Raw genomic sequence first — 18,662 nt, forward strand, 5'->3', positions numbered from 1 at the left:
TAATGAATATCGAGACCTATATTCTGGCGATCGATCAAAGCACTTCCGGAACCAAAACACTGCTGGTTAATCAGCAAGGCGAAGTGATTACCCGTTATTCTTTGGAGCACAAACAATATTACCCACAGCCGGGCTGGGTTGAACACGACCCGCTTGAGATATATCATAATGTACTTATTGCTGCGAAAGGCGTACTGGAGAAAGCAGGGCTTTCTCCTTCCTCGCTGGCCGCAGTAACCATTACGAATCAGCGAGAAACGGCTCTGATCTGGGACCGTTCTACTGGCTTGCCTATCTATAATGCCATTGTATGGCAATGCCAGCGAACGGCAGAGGTCTGCACACGGTTGAAGAATACTGGCTATGAAGATATTATACGCTCCAAGACAGGTCTAATGCTCGATCCTTATTTCTCTGCCGTCAAGTTCAATTGGATTTTGGAACATGTACCTCATGCCCCCCAATTGCTTGCTGAAGGTAAACTACTTGCAGGGACTATTGACAGCTGGCTGCTATGGAAGCTTACGGGCGGTCAAATACATGCAACCGATTACAGTAACGCCAGCCGGACTTCCCTTTTTAACATTCATACTCTGGCTTGGGATATGGAGTTGTGCAGTATATTCGGTGTTCCTTCCTCCCTGCTCCCTGAGGTAAAAGCATCCGATGCCTTGTATGGCTATACACAGGAAGTGGAATTATGGGACGAACAAGTAGCGATATCAGGGATAATCGGAGATTCACAGGGTGCACTGTACGGGCATCGTTGCTTCGATACTGGCGATGCCAAAGCGACATATGGGACTGGAACATCTGTACTTATGAATATTGGTTCGCAACCCGTACAGGGCGGTGAAGGCTTGGTTACAACGATTGCCTGGGGGGCTTCAGGAAAGGTATCTTATGCATTGGAAGCTGTTATACGTACGACCGGAGACAGTATAAAATGGACACGGGATAATTTAGGATTATTCTCTTCATTTGAGGAAATGCAATCCATGATCACCGAATTGCAGGACAATGAGGGCGTATATCTGGTCCCTGCTTTTGTCGGTTTAGGTGCTCCCTACTGGAATCCCTCTGCACGTGCTGCAATTGTAGGTATGACCCGTGGAAACGGCAAAGCACATATTGTACGCGCAGCGCTAGAGAGTATCGGGTATCAAGTGAGAGATGCGGTTCAATTTATACGTGAACAATCCGGTGTCCCCCTTACTAGTTTACGTACGGATGGCGGGGGCTCATCTAACAGCTGGCTCATGCAGTTTCAGGCAGATATTCTGGGTACCCATGTTACCCGCTCTACCTGTGCTGAGCTGTCTGCAATGGGTTCTGTGTATCTGGGCGGTCTCGGTGTCGGATACTGGTCAGATCCTAAAGGCATCATCACGGGAAATACCTCTGATCAGAATCTGTATGAGCACTACACCCCTAGTATGGATGAAGTCAGCCGCCAGCGGCTTTATGCAGGTTGGCAGAATGCAGTGCAAATGGTAATACGTTCAGAACAACCGCTTACACCATCTTCTTCCGCTAATTGTTGATGAATCTTCCTCATTTACTTTTGAGCTTACTACAAGCTTCCGATTATTTTACAGGTGTTACACTTGGATAATCGGAGGTTTTTTATGTACACTGCATGTATTCCGCTTTACAGAAAGGGGGAAACCTTGAATGAATGCACGCATGGTTTCAATTCTTCAGTACTTGCTGGCTGCCGATGCTCCCGTCAAAAGTGATTATCTCGCCAAATTGATTCAAGTTACTTCACGTACCATTCGCAGCGATATCCGGGAACTAGATGAATTTCTATCCAAGCACGGGGCAGCAATTGAACCTGTTCGTTCAAGGGGATATGAAATAAAAATTACGGATCATCGTAGCTTTCGTGCGCTGCTGCAGCAGCTGTTCCTGTCCGGCGAGCCCGATGATCCAGGTTCTCCCGGCTATCGGCAATTGTATTTAATCAAGCGTCTCCTGCTCGCTGATCATTATGTGAAGCTGGAAGACCTCGCAGATGAGCTATATATAAGCAAGTCTACGGTGCAGAATGATTTCAAAGAGGTTAAACAAACCCTACAAAGCTACGGAATCACCATTGATAAACGGCCAAATTACGGAATCAAACTGAAAGGTGATGAAGTCCAGCTTCGGTTTTGCTTGTCCGAGTTTATTGTGAGCCGTTCCGAAGAACAAGGCGGAACACTTCATGCAGCGCTACGCATCGTCACCCCGCGCGAAATGACGCTGATTTGTGGAATCGTTCTGGAACAGACTCAGAAATATGAAGTAACACTCTCCGATATCGCCTTCAGCAATTTGTCCATTCACATTGCGATCGCCTGCAAGCGCATCCGTGACGGAAACCAGGTAGCTATGCTCTCGGCGGAAATAGGAGATCTACGGGGCACCGATGAATTTCGGGCTGCCGAGCATATTGTCGAGCTGATCGAAAAGGAATTGCAGTTGTCTTTTCCCGAAGATGAAATCGCCTACATTGCCATGCATCTTGCCGGAAACAAGTGGTTTGTCGGAATTGAAGGACACCAAATAGAGGACATGGGACCCGAGAAGCTGCTGGACTGGAACCTCTTTGAACTGGGCAAGGAAATGCTCGCCGAGATCGACAGGGATTTGAATCTGAACATCAGCTGTGATACAGAACTGCTCATAGGCATCTACCTTCATCTGAAGCCAGCGCTGAACCGGGTAAAGTATGGAATGAACATCCGAAACCCCATGCTGGATCATGTCAAGAGCAACTACCCTCTGGCTTTTCAAGCGGGAGTTATTGGTGCCAAGCTGATCGAGAGCAAGCTGAATATTGCCATCCCGGAAGCAGAGATGGGCTATCTCGCCATTCATATCGGGGCAGCCATCGAACGACAGCGTATGAACACCCGGCCAAAACGCTGTCTGGTCGTCTGCACTTCAGGAGCCGGAAGCGCCCGGCTGCTCAAGTACAAACTGCAAAGCACTTTTGGTAGCTCGCTTGAAGTGGCGGGTACAACGGAATATTACAAGCTTCAGCAGTTTCCCCTCCATGACATTGATTTCGTGGTGAGCACCATTCCCATTCAGCTGCCATTATCGGTTCCAGTCGTGGTCGTGCATACTCTTCTTGGCGGCAGCGATATGGATAAAATTGAAAGTTTGCTGGCTGGTGAAGCCGAGTTTGATTTTCACTACATCCGGAAGGAACTCGTATTTCTGAGACAAAATTTTACCACCAAGGAAGAGGTCATCTCATTTCTGGGCCAAAAAATATATGCTGAAGGGCTGATCCGCTCTGCCGAAGGTTTTATTGGACTCGTTCTGGAACGAGAACAGGCCGCACCCACGGCTTACGGAAATTTGGTAGCCATTCCTCACCCTATCATTCCGCAAAGCAATCAAACCGTATGGGCGGTCTGCACCCTTCAACAACCTATCGAGTGGGGCGACAAACCGGTGCAGTTCATCTGTCTTCTCAGCATTGAAAGAAACGGTAAAGAGCCACCCGCTAAAATGTATAACCATCTCATGGAACTGGTCGACAATTCGGATATCGTCCAGCAGATGTTAAATTGCGAAACGTACGAGGAATTCTCCAGGATTATCGTTAAGTATAAGCTGTATTGAATCAAGCTCCGCAGTGCATCCGGCTGATATCACAGAACAGGTGCTGCTTCGGAGCTTTTTAAATTGGAAGAGTAGCAGCAATGAATGAATTTCCGCTACTGGCGGAAAAGACTTGGGTTTAGATCTTGGCAGTAAACCTATACACTGAAACTGTAAGTTAAAGAGAAAAAAGCATGAGGTGAACGAGATGGAGGAGTATCAAGAAATCATTATGGGAATTATCACCAACTCAGGTGTTGCCAAGAGTAAAGCGATGGAAGCAATCGCTCTTGCTCAAAAGGGTAACAGCCAGTTGGCGGCAGAGCGGCTTGAAGAAAGCAAAGCCGAATTGGTTAAAGCTCATAAATCACAAACGAGACTGATTCAACAAGAAGCTGGCGGAACCGCCCACGAAGTCACACTGCTTATGGTACATGCTCAAGATCACCTTATGTCAGCCATCACAACTAAAGATCTGGCGGGACATATGATTGAGCTTTACAACAGATTGAATCGTTATGAAGAAATCACAAACCACACTTCTATTGGAGGGAACAACGGATGAAACAAATTACACTCGTATGTGCTGCAGGAATGTCTACAAGTATGTTGGTACAGAAAATGCAAAAGGCCGCACAAGCGCAAAATCTTGAGGTTGAAATTAGGGCGACTTCCGAAAGTTCGTTTAAAGAATATGCTGACAAGACAGATGTACTGCTAATTGGACCACAGGTCGGCTACCTGCAGGATGATTTCAAGGCAAAATATGAACCTAAAGGCATTAAGGTAAGTGTTATCAATATAGTAGACTATGGAATGATGAACGGCGAAAAAGTGCTAGGAGACGCGCTTAAGCTGTAAAGCTCAGAGTCAGATGCTCATCACCAGACCGAACAAGAAGGTTGGTCAAATCGGGCAACGATATATGATATTCTGCATGGTGTTTCGCCAAATGAAAGCGTTCTCTAAGTTATTATGTAGGCGGATGAAAGCCTATCGTAGGAGTTGAATAAATATGGCTAGCCAACAAAAATTCTCTTATAAGCTTCAAAAAGTGGCGGGTACAATTCAGCAAAACCGTTACATGAGCGCAATTTCCAACGGGCTGATGTCCACCCTTCCTTTTCTGATTATCGGAGCATTTGCAACCCTCTTCTCTGCACTTGCTTGGGAGCCTTACCAGAATCTTATTGCACCCGTAAAGGCTATAATCGGGTTGGCATCGACAATGACCACTGGCATCATTGCACTGTATGCGGTATTTTTTATCGCCTACAGACTGGCGCAAGCTTTTGACAAGGACCCCCTTGTGCCAGCGGCAACCGCTCTTCTCTCTTTTCTTATCGTTACACCGATCCAAACCTTTGATAAAGTTCGTGCCTTGCCACTTCAATGGCTCGGCGCGCAGGGATTGTTCGTTGCCATGCTCGTCGGTTTGATTGCTGCAAGGTTGTATATTTGGATTGTTGACCGCAATTGGACGATTAAAATGCCTGACGGGGTCCCGCCTACCGTTGTCAAAACCTTCTCAGGCTTGATCCCAGCTGTCTTAGTAGCCCTTGTGTTTGTTATCGTTGCTGGTTTGTTCATGCAGACCCCATTTGGTACAGTTCACGATTTTATCTACACTTATCTCCAAATACCACTGGAAGGGTTGGGCGGATCACTCGGCGCTTTAATTATCGCGCTAATCATTATGCAGGCTTTGTGGATGTTCGGAATTCACGGTGCAATTGTTATACTCGCTATCGTTAAGCCCATCTGGATGAGTCTGGATCTAGCCAACCTTGACGCTTTCCAGGCAGGCGCTCCACTTCCGAACACTATCGGTCTGGCCTTCTGGTCCATCTACTGCAACTATGCACCGATGCTTGGATTTGCTCTGCTACTGGTCTTCCTGGCCAAGAGCAAACAGCTTCGCACGATCGGCAAGCTCGGTCTTCCGGGTACCTTTTTCTCCATTCACGAGCCGCTGATCTTCGGAATTCCAATGGTATTGAACCCGTTGCTAGCCATTCCGTTTATCGTTGCTCCCATCATTTGTGCGGTACTCGGCTATATTGCCACCAACATCGGCTTGTTGCCTGCACCCATCGGAATTTACCCGCCTTTCGGCACCCCTATCTTTGCTCTGGGCTTCATTGAGGGCAGTTGGAAACTAGCCGCCGCACAATTGGTACTCATTCCGATCAGTATGCTGATCTACTACCCGTTCTTTAGAGCGCTGGACAAGCAGGCTCTGAAAAAGGAACTCGAAGCGCAAGAGCAATTGGACAAGCAAGCAAGTGAAGCTACAGCAAGTCCTGTTATTCTATAATAGAAAAAAAGCAGAAGCGGCGGACGGATACATGGTCGCTGTTTCTGCCATTACAATCGTTAGGAGAGGAAGCTTTTGATTCAACTGAGTATCGCTGAGAACAAACGATATTTCATGAATGAGGGGAACCCCTTTTTTTATTTGGCGGATACGGTTTGGAGCGCATTTACCAACATTACGCTGGAGGAATGGGCCTATTATCTGGATTACCGGAAAAGTCAGGGCTTTAATGTCCTGCAAATCAATTTGCTGCGCCAATGGGATGCAAGTGACAGCGATTTGAAATATGAGCCTTTCGCATATGCCGAGGATGGCAGCTACAATTTCTATATGCCGAACGAAGAATACTTTACCAGAGCCGAGACGATGATCGAAATGGCTGTGAACAGAGGCTTTGTTCCTGCACTGGTTCTACTATGGTGTAATTATATCCCGGATACCTGGGCTGCCAAGCTTCGTGAGGAGAAAAAAATGCCACTTGAGGCAGTGGAACCTTATGTACGTTACATTGCCGATCGGTTCTCCAAATTCTACCCTATTTATATTATAAGTGGTGACACTGATTTCCCTTCCGAGCGTGCCAACCAATATTACCGACTTGCTCTCCATACCATAAAACAGCACAGCCCGCAGTGTCTGACTACCCTGCATATTCAAGGAAGATTAGCGGCACTGCCAGAGGAATTTATTGATGATCCCCATTTAGATTTTTACATGTACCAGTCAGGACATAATTCACAATTTCAACCAACGGCGTATACACTCGCACTGGATTTCTGCAATAAGCCTGTCACCCGACCAGTGCTCAACTCGGAGCCCTGTTATGAACAAATGGGCTACAGTCGAAAAGTCTATGGCCGCTTCAGCCGCGCCGATGTTCGTAAGGCAGCCTGGCAAAGTCTTCTATCCGGGGCGTCTGCGGGCATAACCTATGGAGCCCACGGTATTTGGAGCTGGCATCGAAAAGGCAAAAGCTTTGGTGTAACTGGGGAGGGATTCGACAGTCCATATGATTGGCAGTCTGCACTTAAGTTTGAAGGGGCATGGGATTACGGATTGGCCAAATGGCTCTTCGGGATATATGAAATTACAGATATGCAGCCTTGGAACATAGTGCTTAAAAATACGGAAGAAATTCGTGCGGCTGTAAGCGCCGATTACATCAAGGTCGCCATCTACGTTCCAATCAACACGGTGCTGAAGCTAAACGTGGATTTGAGTGAATACGACTTCACGGTCATTGACCTGGAGAATCGTCGTTTTGGCACAGCTTCAATCTCTGTGCAAGAGCAAATCACGATCATTGGGATGCATGATTTTGAAACTGATGTCTTGCTGATTGGCATAAGAAAATAACCGTGATTACTTATCGCCTTTTTCATCATTTCAACTACTATGTACAACGTACAAACAGCCCCGCAATCGAGATTTCTCATCGGGACTGTTTGTCTTACTTCTTGTTATAAAAAGCAAGCACTCCATTGTGGTCAGGAAATATATCTCAATTTAATACGTTTGGAAGCTCTGTGAAGCGAAGATTTCACTGAATTTTCACTCTTATTTAAAATTCTAGCCGTTTCTTTTATGGAGTATCCTTGGACTACACGCAATTTAAGTACCGTCCTTTGCTCGGTATTACTTGCCATCAAAAGAATTCGATCGACCTCATCCTGAATTTCAAAATCGAGGGTATCCCAGTGATAGTAGACGTGCTCCTTACGCAAGAAATATTCCTCCATCTTTTTTCGCTTTCTTATTATATCTATGGCTAAATTTTTAGCAATTCTCAAAAGATAAAATCGAATACGATCTTCGGGCAAATCAGGGGAAGCTCTTATAAACCGAATAAAGCATTCATGCAACAAATCTTCGGCATCCTGTTTGTTATGCACTATTCTCAAAAGATAGCCAAGGAGTTCTGATTTATGAGATAAATATAGATCTTCTAGATCTTTAATGTCCATATTATTGCTTATCCTTTCTGTTTCGATGGGTTACGGTGTTCCCCTTGACTTAAAATACACTGGCTACTTTATAGTCTTAAATTCATATCCCTGCTTTTTTAAATATGTTATGATTTCAGGCAAGGCTTTAGCTGTTTCTTCCTTCCCGTAAGTGTCATGCATGAGTACCACTGCTTTTTCTCTAGTCCCAATGCTCTTCATAAATTCGTGTATTAATTCCTCGGCATTCTTAGATGTACCTTCCGCATCTTTAGGCAACACATTCCAGTCAATCTGATGATAATCCTTATCATGTAAAAATTTATCTAACGCTTCCATGCCTTTGGGATCCTTTCTCTGCCACGTCACATGGCCACCTGGAAATCGAATCACTCTTGTGGAAAAATCCTGTCCCAAAATTCGCTTTAAAATTTGATTTGTTTTTTCAATATCGCTCATAAAAATGCTCGAATTCACAGTCTGATTAGGATATAAATAACCATAATCATGTGAGTAGGTATGATTTCCGATAGCATGCCCTTCTTTAACTATTCTTTTGGTTAAATGTTTAGTACCTTCATTTTCTTCGACTGCTTTTCCGACCACAAAAAACGTCGCTTTTACATTTTGTTCTTTAAGAACATCTAAAATCTTAGGCGTCACGGTTACTGATGGCCCATCATCAAAAGATAAATAGACAACCTTTTTACCGTCTATCCCATCGGGCTTTTGACCTTGGATTTGCTGATTTAAGTACTTTTCAACAAATGCAGCATCCTCAACACCCGAAACATTTTTTACAGGGAATTCGCTCCCTTTGGATTCGTTATTTAATTTGTCGGTTGATACGGATTCTATTTTTTCTGCAAATTCAATCGTTTTGACTGGTTGTGGTTTACTACTGAAAATGTCAAAGAGTTTTAAAATAATTAGAACAATACAAATGATAATAATAAACAGTAGTCTTCTTCTCTTCCTCTTCATCCGATGAGCTCTGGTTCTATTTTGCACATAGCTTTTTTCCATAGTATATGTTCCTCCAAAATCTAGAAGCAGTTCACGTTTTATGTTGCGACCATGTGCCAATTCAATTATTCGTATCTCAATGCATCTATTGGCCTCAAACTTGCTGCTTTATAAGCCGGATATACTCCGAATAGGATGCCTGTGCCCGCAGAGCTAAGAAACGAATATATGATAGGCGAGATTGTAAATTCAATGGTCATATGCGCAGCCGCCTCAAGTATTTTGGAAGCTCCTATACCTGTAACAACTCCGATTGTGCCTCCTAACAGACCAAAAATGATCGCTTCAGACAGGAATTGAATCATAATATCTCTCGGCTTGGCACCAATGGCTTTCCGAATGCCGATTTCTTTTGTACGCTCTATAACTGAGACCATCATAATATTCATAATTCCGATTCCCCCTACCACGAGGGATATCGCGGCTACCCCACCCAATAGGCTGGTCATAATACTATCTACACCAGAAGCTGCACCTGCTGCCTCTGACAGACTCATAATTTGAAATTGATCTGGTTCCGAAGGTTTTAGCTGGTGTGTCACACGCAAGCTTTCCAAGATGTCTAAGCGAGCCTGATCCATCAAGGCTGGTGACTTGGCAGACACGTCCAATCCGGTAATATTCTTCTCACCCAGACGGTTCATCATGGTTGTAGCAGGGATGTAAATTTGTTCATTACTACTGTAGCTTAAGTTCGTAACTGGCTGAGTATCCAATACTCCGACTACCTTGAAAGGGATCTGCTTAATTTGAAACGTCCGTCCCAATACATTTTGGCTATCTCCACCAAAAAGACGTTGAACCGCTTGGCTTTCAAGTATGGCGACATTCATGCGTTTGTCCATCTCATCGTTGGTAAATGTTCTACCCTCGGCAAAGGAAAACTTTTTGACCTTATAGAATGAAGCGGAAGTTCCTACAATAGTGGCGTTATAGTTATATCGCCCCCACGTAGCTTTTGAATTGCTCGTTATATTCGGCATTAATGCATCTATAGACTTCTTTTGTTCCAACGCCTCGACATCAGCCCAAGTAAATGATGGTGTGTGGTCATAATCTATTTCACCATCGACCATTGTCATAGCCGGCGCAACCATCAATACGTTATTTCCTAATTTATTAATTTCCGCCTTTATGCGGGCTGTAGATCCGTTTCCGATCGCCATAATGGCAATAACTGCTGCCACCCCGATAATAATACCGAGTATCGTTAAAATTGAGCGTAGCTTGTTAGTGATTAAGCTATTCATGGATACACGGATGGTTTCCATTACATTCATAGGCTTACCTTCCTTGATGAAATTCGTCTATTTGCAATAGGCTCATCTCGTTCAATATTACCATCCCGAAAGCTGATCAACCGTTTGGCATATTCAGCAATCTCCAACTCATGCGTGACCAAGACGATGGTTTTTCCCAGCTCATTCAAGCCTTGAAATAATTCCATAATTTCGATACTCGTCTTCGTATCCAGTGCTCCCGTAGGCTCATCCGCCAGCAGAATAACCGGATTATTCACCAATGCCCGGGCAATGGAGACACGTTGCTGCTGACCACCAGAAAGCTCGTTAGGCTTGTTGTACATCCGTTCTGCAAGGCCAACGCTGCGTAGTGCCTCTACGGCTCTTTCCCGACGCTCCTTGGCAGGTACACCTGCATACATCATAGGCAGCTCTACATTGGCTAATGCTGTAGTTCGGGGAAGTAGATAGAATTTCTGAAATACAAAACCCAGCTTCTGGTTTCTAATCTCCGAAAGCTCGTTCTCTCTAGCATCCAATATGGAGTACTCATCCAGGTAGTACTCTCCGGTATCGGGATGATCCAGGCAGCCAATGACATTCATCATGGTAGACTTGCCCGAACCAGAGGGCCCCATGATAGCAACAAACTCCCCTTCGCTAATAGATAAATTAACACTGCGCAGAGCCTGAATCTTCTGACCGCCTACCTCATACATTTTTTTCAGTTCTTTAATTTCGATTACAGCTTTATGGGATTGAGTTTCACTCATTGTACCTGCCCCCCATCAGGGTCTTGACCCTCTGGACTGCCATTCGAACCAGCACTACCACCCTGAGGTGGGATCACAATGGTCTCACCGTCCTTGACTCCAGACTTGATTTCCGCCTGATCTGCTGTATAGACACCCAGCTTCACTGGTCTAAACTCATAATCCGCCGGATTCGCCGCGTTCTTCGCCACATATACTCCATCCACACCGCCTTCAGATCTCAGTGCAAACAGCGGCACAGATAACGCATTTTTGTGTTCGGCTAACTGAAGGGATACATCCATATTCATCCCAGGTTGCAGCCTTATCTTCTGGCTATCCAAAGACAATTCGATTTTGTATGTAGTCACATTGGATTCGGTAACCGGCTCTGGAGAAACAAAGAGGACTTCGCCTTTAAATTGTTTGTCCGGAAATGAATTCGAGTGCATTGTCGCCTGAAGTCCAGTCTTCAATTTAGCAATATCACTTTCGTTAACCTTGGCAAGAACCTTCATAGCCCCTGTGTTTGAATTATTCATGACAATAAAAGGTGCAGTAGGACTGGTACCCACATCACCGTTGACCTTCAAAATGATCCCGTCCCATGGCGCCGTAACCTGTAATTTACTCAGGACACTTTTCTTCTGCTCTAATGCTGTTTCAGCCTGCAATAAAGAAGCCTGTGCGGATTGGATGTTGGAAGCTTCGGGCGGGGACTGTGCAGACTTTAATTGTATTAAAGCTGTTTTATAGCCCATTTCCGCCTCTTCGATCGCCTCAGTTTGCTTGGTCTGTGCCTTCTTGTACTGCAGCTCCACATTGCTCATATCCAATTTTGCCTTATCCAGATTTTGCTTGGCTGTTGCCAGGTCACTTTCTGCTGCCGCATCATTCTGAACCAGATAAGCCTGGTCATCATAATCCTTCTGAGCCTTATCCAAAGTCACCTTGGCCGACTCCTTTTGAGCAGCGGCTTCCTCTAATTCCATCGTGTTCTTGGCTGTTTTAATCGCCATCTGTGCCTTTAAGACATTAGCTTTCTGCAACTCTATATCATTCGTTTTGGGTCCGCGCTTGGCTTCCTCCAGTTTGGCTCTTGCAATCGCCACATTCGATTCGGCATCCTTAATTTGCAGCCTGGCATCCGAATCATCTAATCGTGCTAGAATCTGACCTGCTTTGACGCTATCTCCTGCTTTGACATTGACAGCGACGAGCTTGGCACCCTCGACATTTGTAAAATTAATGTTTACTTCCTTGGAAGCCTGAACGGTTCCAGTGACTTTAAGCGACTCGGTCATGTTTGTTTTCTGTACCTGTACGATCTGGTTTGCAGGACCCTCCACAGGCTTTTCCTTACTCCTGTTCATATAAACAGTACCGCCAATCCCCGCTATAATGATCAGGACAAAAATGCCTATAATTCTTTTCAGCCTTCTTTTCTTTCTTACTACCTGCAATGCATCTTTCTTTTCTATTTCTGACAATGTTATATCCCCTTCAAAAGTATTTTTTCTAAATCCTATACGCTCCACGGCTTGTTCAAAGCATGTTGCAGCAACGTCATTTGAACAATCAGTTCATCCATATTCCGTTCGATTTGCTTCACTTTTAATTGATTCGTGGCGACTTCCGTACCTGTAGCAAAACCACGTTCCTTTTTTTTACGAGAAATGTCCAACACTTTATTGACGTTCTGTAGATTACTTTGCATTTGCTCGTATTGTTCAACATTTTGCTGTAAGTTAAAGTACATGCTCTTCAAGGTTTCTGCCAGTTGATCCTTGGTATTTTCCAGTCCGCCTTCTGCTGAATCTACATCAATCTGCTTAATTTCATAATCATCAGTTCCTGAGTTCCATGTGTAATATTTAACTTCCATCTTGGCCAGCTTGACAGCTTCCTCCTGTCTCCACACCGAAGGACTCGCCGAGATTGCACGCGTCACCAACGTATCCAAATTCGTGTTGTCTATTTTGGGGTAAACAGGGCGATCAACCAGTTCATATACCGTACCTTGAGGTTGACCCATTTGCGTATTTAATGAATCCATCGCTTTTCGCAATGCAGTCTTTGCAATGTCTACATTCTTTTGAGCCTCTATACGAGTCTGAATAATCGTGCTCTGGTCACCTGGTGAAATTTTTCCACGGTTGGCCTTCGCTTCAGCAGCCTTTTCCTCTAATAACGCGAGCGAAAGTGCATCCTCACTACTCTTCACTTTGTTATCAGCCAAAAGTACATCGTAATAGTTTTTCATTGCAGCGTAGTCTGTCTGATCTTGGGCAAGTTCAATTTGCTTCTTGGATTCCAGATAAGAAACCGTCGATGAAGCATATCCCTTCCAGGCTGAACTACTAGCCGCATCCTCTTCACCGTTGCCTGTACCTGCCGGAATAAAATCCAGATTCTTACCAGCATTTTTTAGGTTAATCCGGTTACGATCTATCGCTTGCTGGGCCTCCTTCAAGCTAAAGCTATTAGACCGCGCCCATTGCTGGGCTTGGTTCAGTGTTAGTTTCACGCTCGATTTGGTAACCTGCTGCTGCGCCTCCTCTGCTTGAACAAAGGACTCTGATAAAGAACTGGCCGACAAGGCGAGCAGCAATAAAATGAACAAACTTTTTTTCATGATATCCCCACTTTTAAAATATGGTATCGACTTGAATAGAATTCACTAATGTGTTGTTATATGAATTAATTATCTTCTGATGAACAAATTTGCCCTGCTCCTACTCGTCAAGGCTCTCGGCCCATTGAGACCTTATTTTGTATTCGATGAAAAATTCCAGAAAGGAGGAGTCCAATCCTACCCTTCTGCAACTTTTTCTACACGACCTACCGTTTCTTACAGTATCTTTAGATCCAATTGACGAAGATACAGGAAACGTACAATAAGAAAGGAAAAGAATTGAATTACCCAAAAGCAAATCATAATTTGAATAAGCGTAAGATGAAAGGGTACTACAGATGGTTCTGACATAACTAAACAAAGCACTATTCCTATGGATGAAACAACTAATGGCAGAAGAAATAGGAATGCAATTTGTCTGGATGCAGCTCGTCTCATTTCCCTTGAGCTTAGTCCAATTTTGGATAAAGCCCGGTATATTTCCTCATCCCGTTTAAGATCTACATACAATCTGAAATAAAGCAGGCTTACTGTGCTTGCCAACATAATGATGGCGATAAATCCGCCAATAAATTTACTAATATTCAGATCCATCTCCGATGTCAAATAATCCACTGCTCTAGAGTTAAGCGATCCTTTATTCACCTTGTTGGCCAGCAGGGAATACAACCACACCTCTTCTTGGGTCTCAGAAGTTTCCAATGATACTTGACCACTCTTCCATTTAGGCACAAAATAATAAACAGATTTGTATGCCAATGGAACATTGAAATACTGTTGTTTAATTAAATGTTCGTAAGTTTGATCTGAGACAACAAGCAACCTTCCTAGTTCAGAAATGATGTTTCCATCAAACTTTATGCTATGGTCTATCTTCTGAGTATCCACAATCTGGATACCCGTAATTCGGGATTTCCCTTGATTGTAAGTTAGCCTTTTTTCAAAAAAGGTTTTCTGTTCTTCTAAAGACATCCCGTTTGAATCAAAAATGAAAAAGCTTTGATCATCTCGAAGCGTAGGTACCTGTATTTGTTTCTTTAATTTAGAAGCAAGAGGCTCATAGTTGGATTGTTTCATCACAGGTGCCAACTGTTCACGAAAGGGAAAGATCAGTACTTCACTTTTCGAATAATCCACCCCGGCCTTATAAAGATTTTGATCAATCTCATCTTCAAGATCTATGGAACTTACAACATCAGAAAAAAATGCAAATGAATAAGACTGCTCCCTAAGAAATCTATTTTGCTGCTGCATGGAGTCAAAAGTTGAAGCTGCTCCTAGAAAGGAAACGATAGAAATTAGGGTAACCAATGTAAACAGCCCGGCATTATTCCTCATTTTGTATGTGATTTCAGAAAGCCATAACAAACGAGTTCCACTCCAACACCATTTCCTGTTGGCTCTAAACAATTGAACGAATAATACACATGATTGGGCATATAGTAAGTAAATTCCAATAAACCCCATTACAATCGTATATTTAAATGTGTCTCCAACTGAATAGTGCAACATATAAAAGGATAGAGTCCCCAAACGATACGGTGCCAGATAAATATATGGTGGAAAATCCAGCTTCATTAAATATACAGCCGCTCCTATTAGCGCTATTGCAAGAAAGGACAGGCTCCATGAAGCTTTAGGCTCTTTTTTGAGCTGAGGAACCTTGCTAAAAAGCTGCTGTAATTTAGATTGGCGTATGAAGAAAACAGATACAAGTGAGATCAAGGTAAACAAAAACATAAAGCCAACTACAGTGAAAGCCAGTGCTTTCCAAGGAAAATAAAATGTTAAATACAGCCCTGTGGCACTGGAGCCCAAAAGTAGAAAGAACTTTGCGGAAACAAATCCTCCCGTAATCCCGGTAATCAAGGATAAAAAGCCTATAATCAGATTCTCATAAGCAACCAAAAAATAAATTTGTCTGCGATGTGTCCCCAAAATGGTCAGTATACCGAATTCTTTTTTACGTGCAGCAATAAAAATATTGTTTGTGTATAATACGAAGAAAAAGGAAAATACAAAAATCAATAGATCAGCAACTTGTAATCCCTTTTTTACATTAAAGGCCATGATTGCATTGGAGACATCCGGGTGAAAAATAAACATCGCATATACGAAAAAAATTGTAATCATCAAGGAGCTACTTAAATAATAAGGTACATAAGCACGCGCATTATGCTTGAGATTATTCCATGCTAACAGACGAAAGCTCATGTGCATGTCTACTTCCCCCCAGAAAGGAGAGCATATCTATGATTTCCTGAAAAAATAATTGCTGACTGTGACTACGGTGGATTTCATTAAATAACTCGCCATCTTTAATAAAAATTACCCGATCACAATAGCTGGCTTCCAAGGCACCGTGTGTTACCAGCACGATTGTGGAATTGTCTACGCGATGGATGAGTTCTAACATTTCCATCACAACTCGTGAAGATTTGGAATCGAGATTTCCAGTTGGTTCATCTGCCAACAGGAGTGAAGGAGAATGAATAATAGCTCTGGCTATAGCTGCTCTTTGCTTTTGCCCCCCTGACACCTCAAGAGGCCGTTTGTCTAAAATATCTGCAATATCCAGTTTCTTCGCTACCTCTTCCAGTTTGTGTCCCATTTCCTTTAATCCTTTTTTATTCAGCATCAGAGGAAATAGTATGTTCTCTCCCAGACTTAGAGTTTCCAGCAAATTATAGTCTTGAAATACAAGCCCCAATTCTTTGCGACGAAATAAAGCGAGCTTATCCTTCTTGAGCAGATGTGGATTTTCCCCATTAATGCTAACCTCGCCAGAAGTCGGCATATCAATGGAGGAAATCATATTTAGTAATGTTGTCTTCCCACTACCAGACGGACCCATAATGCCTACAAACTCACCTTGTTGAATCGTTAAATGGATATTGTTGAGAGCTCGGTAGGGAACCTTACCATAGTATATTTTGGTGACTTGATCCATTCGTACAATCTCCATCGTTCATTCCTTTCTTTTTCCTATGTCATGATCATAATTCATCCAGAGGGATGAAGCGATCGATTAACATTACAGAAACCTTAAATGTGTTGTAAGGTTCTTATTTGTGAATTGAAAACAAGATCTCAACCGTCGTTCCTTCACCAACCGTCGATTTCAGTTGAATGTCATGACTCAGCCTTTTGCAGATTTCTGACACCATGTACAGGCCCATTCCGGTAGATTCACTATACTTCCGTCCGTTTTCACCTGTGTAATAAGCCTCAAATACCCGTTCAATATCTTTTTTAGGGATACCGATTCCTTCATCCTGTACTTTCAGCACAAACACTTTATCTCTTATCTCAGATATCAACTTCAGACTGTGGGCATGACCTGAAGAGTATTTCACCGCATTGGTCACCAATTGATTAATTATAAATCTTAGCCATTTGGCATCGGTAATCACACTCAACTGCTCGTCCACTTCATTGGAAGGATAAATTTCGTTACGAATCAATAATCTTTTGTTATCATAAATCACTTCACTAACCAGCTTTCGTAATACAACAGGCTCCACATGAAAGTCAGGTTCAAAGGCCTCCAATCGTGACATATATAAGATCATTTCCAGTCCTTTTCCCATTCGATCAATCTCATCATGAATCTGATCCGACTCGGGATCTATTTTTCCTTTGAGAATTAAATGAATAACAGAGAGGGGAGTTTTCATCTGGTGAACCCACTGGTTAATAAAAGTAATGTGATCACGCTGTTGATGCTCTAACTGATGAATTCGAGACTGATACAATCGGTAAAATTGTAAAAGCAAATTCTGTAAAGAAGAGGCAAGAGGATTAAGTACCTTCATCTGAATGAGTTCATCTAGATCTCTAATATTTGCAGTGGAAAGTAATCGATATAAACTAGAATACATGACGTACCGGAACAGTAAATAGATCAGCAATATGGAGGTCCCAAAAAAGACGGAATAAAGAGCAGTAGACAAGTTATGATAACCATCCATCCAATAAATGCTTAACACAAGAAAAAGTTGGACGATATTGAATATGATCATTGAGAAATGATCACGCCAAAAAAGCTTCACTGTTCTTCCTCCTCAGTCAAGTGCAGCCGATATCCAGCTCCTCTAACCGTCTCTATGATATCCTCCAACCCCAACTCAGCCAGCTTTTTACGGACACGAGTAACATAAACATTCAGTGTATTTTCCCCGACATATTGGTAATCATCCCATAAAGCTTCTAAGAGATGAACTCTCCCTACAACCTGCTTAGGATATGTCATCAGTAGCTCCAGTAGCGCAGCTTCTTTATGGCTCATTTCTACCTGCTTGTCATGAAACACAAGCTCCATAATGTCAGGATATAGAGTCAAGCCTGACACTGCTATGGAGCGTGATTTTTGGGCAACTGCATATAAACCATAGGCACGTCGCAGATTACTTTCTATTTTGGCTAACAGTACTTCGGGATGAAACGGTTTAGTAATGTAATCATCCGCCCCGTTCTGCAAAGCAATGACCTGATCCATCTTATCATCCCGCGCGGACACAAAAAGGATAGGACAAGTAGATTGGGTGCGAATTTGTCTACACCAATAAAATCCATCAAAACGAGGTAAATTCACATCAAGTATGACCAAATCAGGCTTTACTTCCTGAAAAGTACTCATTACCTGATCAAAATTTGAAACGACAACTCCTTGATAACCATACTTTTTAAGATAGGACTGGAGTAAAGAGCTAATTTGAGGGTCATCCTCTACGATTAATATTTTATGCATTGTGTTTTCTACCTTCTTAGTGCTTGAATTTTTAATAACATGATTTTCTCTATATAATGCCTTGATTTAATCGTCCAAGCAATAACAACAATCCATTTTCTTTAATTGTAATTAGGAAGATTCAATTGTGATATAGATTGAGTCTCGAATAATATGCATTGTGCCAAGCACCAGAGCAGTTAACGTTATAATCATCATAACGATAACCGTTACTGTAATAATGATCCCTTTATATTTTTTTATCGTCTCATCGAAGTCTTTTTTTGATTTGATTACCTTTTTTATTTTGTTCTTTGAATACTTCATATGCTCACATCTTTCCTTGCCTAGCTATTAAACATACTAACTAGCCTATACATCACAAACAACAGTCAAAGCTTACAAAAACCTTACTTTGT

General features: G+C 42.9%; 16 protein-coding genes. 6 read left to right on the plus strand and 10 right to left on the minus strand.

Translation table 11 applies throughout. The annotated features are described in order from the left end of the window. Positions 1-2 precede the first annotated feature (2 nt). The 6 genes from glpK (at position 3) to MKX36_RS20370 (ending at position 7,273) form a co-directional block, all read left to right on the plus strand. Positions 3-1,544, plus strand: coding sequence for a glycerol kinase GlpK (gene glpK, locus MKX36_RS20345; RefSeq protein WP_025365794.1), 1,542 nt, complete (start codon positions 3-5; stop codon positions 1,542-1,544). 130 nt (positions 1,545-1,674) lie between these two features. After that, positions 1,675-3,621 carry a BglG family transcription antiterminator gene (locus MKX36_RS20350; protein WP_340865481.1) on the plus strand — a complete coding sequence of 649 codons (1,947 nt, stop codon included), beginning with the start codon at positions 1,675-1,677 and terminating at the stop codon, positions 3,619-3,621. A gap of 187 nt (positions 3,622-3,808) precedes the next feature. Further along, a complete protein-coding gene (locus tag MKX36_RS20355; RefSeq protein ID WP_340865482.1) occupies positions 3,809-4,165 on the plus strand; it encodes a PTS lactose/cellobiose transporter subunit IIA in 357 nt (118 codons plus the stop codon). Then, positions 4,162-4,461, plus strand: coding sequence for a PTS sugar transporter subunit IIB (locus tag MKX36_RS20360; RefSeq protein ID WP_019688563.1), 300 nt, complete (start codon positions 4,162-4,164; stop codon positions 4,459-4,461). Before MKX36_RS20355 ends, MKX36_RS20360 begins: the two co-directional genes overlap by 4 nt. A 154-nt stretch (positions 4,462-4,615) precedes the next feature. Next, the gene (locus MKX36_RS20365) at positions 4,616-5,917 is read left to right on the plus strand and encodes a PTS sugar transporter subunit IIC (RefSeq protein ID WP_025365798.1); all 1,302 of its coding nucleotides are present in this window, start codon (positions 4,616-4,618) and stop codon (positions 5,915-5,917) included. A gap of 75 nt (positions 5,918-5,992) precedes the next feature. Beyond that, entirely contained in the window at positions 5,993-7,273 is a 1,281-nt protein-coding gene (locus MKX36_RS20370) for an apiosidase-like domain-containing protein (RefSeq protein WP_340865484.1), read from the plus strand. A 131-nt stretch (positions 7,274-7,404) separates the two neighbouring features. Here MKX36_RS20370 and MKX36_RS20375 read toward each other — a convergent pair whose 3' ends face one another. From MKX36_RS20375 to MKX36_RS20420, 10 genes are all read right to left on the minus strand, one after another. Continuing rightward, on the minus strand, positions 7,405-7,881 hold the full coding sequence (locus MKX36_RS20375; protein ID WP_031462211.1) for an RNA polymerase sigma factor: 477 nt from the start codon (positions 7,879-7,881) through the stop codon (positions 7,405-7,407). Positions 7,882-7,944: 63 nt separating this feature from the next. Next, positions 7,945-8,886 carry a polysaccharide deacetylase family protein gene (locus MKX36_RS20380; RefSeq protein WP_340865485.1) on the minus strand — a complete coding sequence of 314 codons (942 nt, stop codon included), beginning with the start codon at positions 8,884-8,886 and terminating at the stop codon, positions 7,945-7,947. 65 nt (positions 8,887-8,951) lie between these two features. After that, complete coding sequence (locus MKX36_RS20385) at positions 8,952-10,166, minus strand: ABC transporter permease (protein WP_165083737.1); 1,215 nt, start codon at positions 10,164-10,166, stop codon at positions 8,952-8,954. Next, a complete protein-coding gene (locus tag MKX36_RS20390; protein ID WP_016819949.1) occupies positions 10,163-10,900 on the minus strand; it encodes an ABC transporter ATP-binding protein in 738 nt (245 codons plus the stop codon). Before MKX36_RS20390 ends, MKX36_RS20385 begins: the two co-directional genes overlap by 4 nt. Continuing rightward, a complete protein-coding gene (locus tag MKX36_RS20395) occupies positions 10,897-12,369 on the minus strand; it encodes an efflux RND transporter periplasmic adaptor subunit (RefSeq protein WP_340865488.1) in 1,473 nt (490 codons plus the stop codon). The genes MKX36_RS20390 and MKX36_RS20395 overlap by 4 nt, the downstream gene beginning before the upstream one ends. A 35-nt stretch (positions 12,370-12,404) precedes the next feature. Continuing rightward, positions 12,405-13,514 carry a TolC family protein gene (locus MKX36_RS20400; RefSeq protein WP_340865489.1) on the minus strand — a complete coding sequence of 370 codons (1,110 nt, stop codon included), beginning with the start codon at positions 13,512-13,514 and terminating at the stop codon, positions 12,405-12,407. 216 nt (positions 13,515-13,730) lie between these two features. Next, positions 13,731-15,734: an ABC transporter permease gene (locus MKX36_RS20405; RefSeq protein ID WP_340865490.1), complete on the minus strand. Its 2,004-nt coding sequence runs from the start codon at positions 15,732-15,734 to the stop codon at positions 13,731-13,733. Then, positions 15,700-16,479 carry an ABC transporter ATP-binding protein gene (locus tag MKX36_RS20410; RefSeq protein ID WP_025365805.1) on the minus strand — a complete coding sequence of 260 codons (780 nt, stop codon included), beginning with the start codon at positions 16,477-16,479 and terminating at the stop codon, positions 15,700-15,702. Before MKX36_RS20410 ends, MKX36_RS20405 begins: the two co-directional genes overlap by 35 nt. Positions 16,480-16,579: 100 nt before the next feature. After that, a complete protein-coding gene (locus tag MKX36_RS20415) occupies positions 16,580-17,566 on the minus strand; it encodes a sensor histidine kinase (protein ID WP_016819944.1) in 987 nt (328 codons plus the stop codon). Then, positions 17,563-18,264, minus strand: coding sequence for a response regulator transcription factor (locus MKX36_RS20420; RefSeq protein WP_340865493.1), 702 nt, complete (start codon positions 18,262-18,264; stop codon positions 17,563-17,565). Before MKX36_RS20420 ends, MKX36_RS20415 begins: the two co-directional genes overlap by 4 nt. Positions 18,265-18,662 lie beyond the last annotated feature (398 nt).

Origin of the sequence: Paenibacillus sp. FSL W8-0439, assembly GCF_038008995.1 — a bacterium.
Classification (GTDB): Bacteria; Bacillota; Bacilli; order Paenibacillales; family Paenibacillaceae; genus Paenibacillus; species Paenibacillus polymyxa.